Origin of the sequence: Chamaesiphon sp. VAR_48_metabat_403, from assembly GCF_031422475.1 — a bacterium.
Classification (GTDB): Bacteria; Cyanobacteriota; Cyanobacteriia; order Cyanobacteriales; family Chamaesiphonaceae; genus Chamaesiphon.
On the sequence record NZ_JANPLS010000074.1, the window covers coordinates 1 to 6,552 of the forward strand.

At 43.3% G+C, this 6,552-nt stretch carries 2 protein-coding genes; both read right to left on the bottom strand.

The genetic code is table 11. The features are described 5' to 3' along the window. The coding region (locus RMO79_RS03660) for a Tc toxin subunit A (protein ID WP_310481700.1) at positions 1 to 3,323 on the bottom strand (3,323 nt) is incomplete at its 3' end. 266 nt (positions 3,324 to 3,589) lie between these two features. Then, complete coding sequence (locus RMO79_RS03665; protein ID WP_310481701.1) at positions 3,590 to 6,406, bottom strand: RHS repeat-associated core domain-containing protein; 2,817 nt, start codon at positions 6,404 to 6,406, stop codon at positions 3,590 to 3,592. Between the last annotated feature and the right edge of the window lie 146 nt (positions 6,407 to 6,552).

The following is a 6,552-nucleotide window of genomic DNA, read 5'->3' on the forward strand; positions in this document are numbered from 1 at the left end:
TTATGAGTCCCTCCGGGGAAGACCTCTAGCCGTTGCACTTCAATTTTGAATTGACGAGGCTTTCCAAATAACTCGATCGCACCATCCAACTCTTCTATTCGCAAATGCAAGATTTTCGCTAATACACTATAGCGATAAATTATTGATACATTTTTGAGATTTAGCAGGTCAGTCAAAGGCTCTGCGAAAAACTTTTTGTCCATCATATTCATGATGTCATCAGATTTCAGCCGCAATGCAGCCATTAAAACAGGCAGATGATCGGAGATTTTAGCTGATTTAGTTAGATAAGCACCACTTTGATCGGCCTTGAATACTTTATCAATTCCTAATAAATTGTGGGTAAGGAAGAGACGAGCATAGAGTGATTTTTCGCCCACAGTGCTAATGTCTGACCAGAAAGCCAGCAATTGAATCAAGCTCAACCCTGACAAATCTAAGAGCTTACGCACAGCAACAATTTGATTCAGGAAATCTGGTGTAATTTCACTAATAGAATCATTTCTTTCGACGCAATTAGTCCATTGCTCTACATCATCACAAGAATCTTCAGAATCATTATTATTGCAACCATTTATGAACCCACCACTACTAGAAGTACAATTATCATCAAATATTTCAAAACCAACATACTCACAATCATCTGAGGCCGTTGCCCCTTCTCTAGGATCTTTTTGCGCCGATAGACCAACAAGAGCCTTATCAACTTCATTGATAGTCCAGCCTAGCTTACGCCAGAGTCGAATAAAACGCTGGAATCGATCGTACTCATGATCAGATAGAGCTGTCCCATCAAGGTGAACCAGACGAACTTTATCGAGATCGCAAGTATCCTGAGCAGGCGACCAATTCACTGTTGTTTCGCTATCTTTGCTAACCAAAATACTACTCTGATTGATATAGCCAATCGGAGCACTATTTGAATCTCTAACTTCTAGCTGCGTACCTTCTCCAAATTGACTAATAAATAGCTGTCCATCAGCTCTAATAACCTGGCTAGTAATAGTAACGCTCCCAATAAACTCCTCATTTTCATCGACAATTAGTCCATCCTTTCTTAAAGTACCGACAAACTTAGGCTCAGAAGCTTCTTGGAGAAGTTTTGTGTAGACACTGCCCTCGATCGGCAAATATGGTCCTTCCCCTGCTTCCAGCACAATTAACTCGCCAATCCTCTCAAAGTAGCAGTACACCCACTTTCGCAAGTCTCTGATCTCCAGATGCCAACCAGGTTTCTGCTTTTGGCAAGGATCGGGATGAAGGTAAGCATCCAGCAATGGCACGAAAAATTGAGCTGTTTCCAGAAAAGCAACAAGCTTAGCAAAACGAATACTAGGATTATTGCTGTTCGTATCAACCAATGTTTGGAGAAAACGATAACTAAAGCGAATACTCTCTAATATCTTGAGATCATCACCTTGGGGGTGATTAGGATTAATAAATTGGGTTTTTAATATTTCGACGAGATCAATATATTGAATACCTGTGAGAGGCAAGAATCGCTTTTTCACAAATGTTAGTCCCAGTTGATTGGTTTCATCTATGTCGAGCATTGCATCTTTTGTCTCGTAGCCATAATATTCGTGGACTGGCTTAACTCCAATTTTCTCTTGGTACTCTTCTTCAGTATGGTTTTTGCCTAGGGCGATATCAAAATAGCCTTTTGGCCAGAAGGCTTCTTTAGTGAGAATGATATATTCTTCTTGAGTCATCCCCAAAAACTCAGCATCCACAGCTCGATCTAGTGTTTGTTGATGAAGTTTTTTTAGTTCATTTTGCCCCTCAGATGTAAAGGAATTATTCGCGCAGGCTTCATCCACAGCTCGATAAGTATTTAGTAACTCATAGCGACTAGTGCCTAAGTACTTCAAGAAAATTCGAGTGGCATCGATCGGCTGATGGTAGGGCAGTGTAAAAGGATAAACGGCACTTTTCAGGATGCAATAGGCTTGGTAATTGGTATGCTGTGGTTGAGCTAGCAACTCGCTGGTAGTTTCATCTTCGACATTGAAAGTGTCTAGCCGAGCCTGCTTTGGCTCTTCCGGACTTTTTTCATACTCCTCTAGATGCACAACAAAACTTTCCATCACCTCATTTACTAGGTCGATATAAGGTAATACAGTGAAAGTGTTGTCACAAGTCAGTTCCAGGCAACCCAAATCTGGGCGACGACGAAACATTTTTTCCAGTGGGGTACCTTTGATCCCTGGCTTAATATTCTTGTTGTTTTTTGGGTCAGGATCGCCGCTTGCTGGATCTGGACCAAGAGTGTTGTTGCGTAGATATTGTAGTAGTTCTACAAAATAAGATGCTGGGCTATAAACTGAGGTACATTCTTCGCACTCACAGACATCCATATCGCCAAATAATTTTTCCCAATTGACGTTATCTGGTACTTCTGTTTTATCTGCAAAGGCTTGCAACATCATCGCCCTCCGATCTTCCATCGAACGATCGCCATCAATAATTGCTAACCCAGTACCACGAACAGACTCCCGCATAGTCATTAACGCCTGTTCATTGCGGATGCGGTTATTGATGGCATTAGTATAAACTTGGCGGGCAGTTTCCTGGCCTAGCGCTTTACCATGTGCTCTAATGAAAGAAGATTCTGGCATCTCAGCTACCCCAAATGCTGAGGTCAAGTTAGCCTGAATTAGGACAGGAATGGATTCTGAGGCAGGACTTAAAGACTGCACCCGTTGGAGTTTCTTCAACTCCTCAACCACCGCAGCTTGATGCTCTTCAGCAATCCCGGCAAAGGCTTTCGTATGTTTCAAAGCGGTATAAATCGAGGTGGTGCGAATATTAAAATCGGGTTGGTTTTCAAAGAATTTTGCCACCCCAGCACCTACTGTCTGATCCAAAATAGGAATTTCGGCATCTTGTACCATCCGTTGCAATACAGCACTAGTTTCAGTGGTAAATAGTTTGTGATGCAAGGCCACGGCAAAATTTTTCTTTTTTTCGCTCGCGGTTTTCCCAGCAGTATCTTCTGGTAAGTGCTTGCTGTCTACTATATCAGCTAATTTTTTAACGTTGTAGTTGAGGGCTATATCCCTTAAGCTGTCTATCTCAGCATTTTTGACAAGGGCTTGAACGACGGGAATATTTTGCCCAGCCCAATCTTCTAACTGGTATGCCAAATCAACTTTTCTCAAAGAGGCTGCTGGTAGTTTGGTTTTTAAACTTTTCAAAGCATTTGCCATATCTCCATCAGCCTCTTTGATCGCTGCATCTACGGCATCTTGGTGGGTTTTGGTACTCAGTACAGAGTTGAAAAACTTGATCTTGTCAGCGAACTTGAGTGCTTGAGGAGTCATGGATTGGAACCTATATGAAAGTGAAAGTGATTTGGGTATTGGTTTTGAAAGACAGCTATGTTTGCGATAAAGAATGAGGTTGTGGGCTTAGGATGGGTGGCGATCGCCAATTATCCTGACTTTGAGTGATTAATGATCGATCATCGAAAGCTATTACTAGGTAAGTGGCGAGTAATTCACTTAATAAAAATTTCCAAATTGTGTTTATCATGAATTTTCCTGTATGGTCAATCTCGTTTTTATTTTTTGAGTGAGGAGTAGATGATTTATGGAACTCCATAAAGTCGCTTAATACTCCATTCGATCCCACCAGTTATTTCATTTGCCTTTCGTTTTACCTGCTCACTCCACCGTGTGTCCAGAACATCTTGCCGCTTTTTAGCATCAGAAGGATTTAATCCAAGATTGTCGAGGTTAGACAACTTTTGTGATGCGTCCGCAAATTCTATATCTGAAAGTTTCTGTAAAACGGCTTTGTATTTACCGTTGTCTTGGCGTTTTTCTGCAACCCAAAGTCCTTTTTCGTGATACTCCTGAAGCAATACCTTGGCAAGCTGGTGAGGTCCCCCAATAACATTACGATTTTTCTCACCGATTTCCCTGCCAATGATGTTGTTACGAAGATCAATGGATTGGTCGGCTGCATTTAAGGTGTCAAATTCCTTTGTAGTAGCATCCTCTTGGGAAATGGCATCAGGATTGCTTTCATGAGAATCTGCAAATTCTTTGGCAGTTGATTGGTCGAATTGCTTTGTCAATAGCGCTTGCCAAAGCGTATGCCGAAAAGCATTAACCTGAGATCCCTCGCGTTCCTTATTTTCCACCAGACCTAGTTTAGTTGAAAAACGTACTGCCAAGGTATTAAATGTTGGTTTTTCAGTTTCTACTTTGTCATCAAAGATCAATGTTTTGGTCTTCATAGCAGCGCGGGGATTCCACGCAGCAGCCCATACTTCTTTTACTGTTTTCCACTCAAAAAAATCTCGCCCGTCTGGATCAATCCTACAAATTGGATTATTATCAACAAATCCATAAAGAACCGGCAACAAATTATTCCTACTGGCTGTAGTGTTTGGCGAACCTATTTTGTCAGTTAGATTAAAAATCTCATTTTTTTGCTCCTCATTAGAAGGTGAAAGACTTGAATGATTGAATTTTGGCTTTTTATTCAATAAAGATTTGGGATCGCATGACACCCATTGACATATCCAAGAAGCGTAGTATCTTGCTCCAAAGTAATAAAGCCCAGTTTCCTCGTCCCGTTCCTTCCCCGTATAGCGATACCGATTTGCCGCAGCCTTAACACTCTTGTCCACCGCCTGATAAGCACTACTCCCATAGGGATAATACTCCTCATAGGAAATTACCTTAGCCTGATCATCTAACTCTAAACTAGCCGAACCCAGATGATTACCAAACTGAAACCGAATTAGTTGCAGCGGAGATTCATCACTGGGATCACTAAAAGTCTTAGTCTCCACTAAAGCAATCCGCTGCTTGTCATCCATCACATGCAACGTCTCCCGCTCCAACTTCACCTCATTCCCAACACCCATAAACTCCCGATAAATCTCAAACCCACCCAAATAAATCCGCTCATCCTTCCGCGACCCATTCTGCCGCTCCGTCACCTTCCGCACCCGCTCCCCACCAGCATCGTAGACATAAAAAGTCATCTCTGGCACTTGCATTGGTGGCGGCGTAGCATTCACAGCCTGCCGCGAAGTCACACTCAACTCATCCTTGTAATTCCACTGCATCAAAGTCAGATGGGACATACTCGTCATATTCCCATGAGCATCATAACTATATGGTTCAGTCTTTGTCCCCACAGTTGTGCTACTCAAGCGATTGCTCAGTTTCCCAGGTTCAACTAAACTCCCCTCGTTATAAACATAACCACGAGTCCATGTCCCAGTCGCCGCCTGATGAATTAACCGCTCAAAATTCCCTACCGCATCATAAACATACTGCTCAGTATAATTTCGCATTGCCTGACCATCGCTTGGATGAGACAGATTCACCCGAAACTCATCATCCCATTTAGTTTCTTGCGGTTGTCCAGCTTGCCCGATATGCTCTCGCCCCATTGCCTCCACTAACCGATAAATCGGATCATAACTATAATCACAATGAGGCAACACCACCTGATTCTTAAAAAAGATCGTCTGCTGAGCATCATCCCGAATCCGCGTAATATTCCCCACCGGATCATAGGTGTAAAACAAATCCTGCAAGACCGCCGCACCCCGCGTAGTCTTTAAATGAACCAACCGAAAAGTTTGTGGATCGTAGGTATATTCAGTCTTCGCCCCATTCCCATATTCAATTAGAGTGCGCTGTCCCTTGGCATCTCGATCGATATTCACCACCGCCTGAAAATTCGCCGATTGCGGATCGAGAATCGTAGTTGGCTCCGTTACTTCCCCCAGCCACACATCCATCCGCTCCAACAAATTCGCCTCATTATAACCAGGCCGCATCACGTTCAGCTTCGCATTCGGCAAACTACTGTGAGGAGCCACCAACTGCACCGGACGATTTAATGCATCATAGCGGGTACTACTACTAAAAATTTCCTCTTCCAAACCAGGCAACGGACTCAGCAACCAATTGGGAACAGTTTTATAATCCCGAACCAACTGACGAGAACTACTGACCAAATTCCCCTTAAAATCAAACTCCACATTAGTCGCTACCCCCGCCCCATCAAAATGCTGATAAATCTGCCCTCGATGGTTCATAGCCACTCCCCGATCTTCCCCATAAATCGTCTGCTCCGCCAAAAACTCCGGCTCGCCACCCTTCTTCACAAACAACTGCGTCGAACGCTGCAAAGCATCATAGACCGTCCGCAAAACATGATTTCGGCTATCCAACATCCGCATCGGCTTACCTGCCACATTATTCAGCATCCACCGATCGCCCGCCTCCATACTGGCCTGATGAATACGATCGCCCAGCATGTCATAGTCATACCTCATCACAATTCGACCCAGCGCATCCTGCACCGATCGCTGATTCCCCTCCAGATCCAACTCCACATGAGTCTTGAACTTCTGACCATTGCCATTATCAGCCACAGTCAAAACTGGAGTTTAGACTAAGCAAGTCCGCAGAAAAACGGCCAGACAGGGTCTAATCTGGCTGGATGGAAACTTTGAGCAAGAAAAAGTACTAAATAACAACTACTATCTTCTTCTCTTTTGGCTTTTTAGGTCGAGAATAA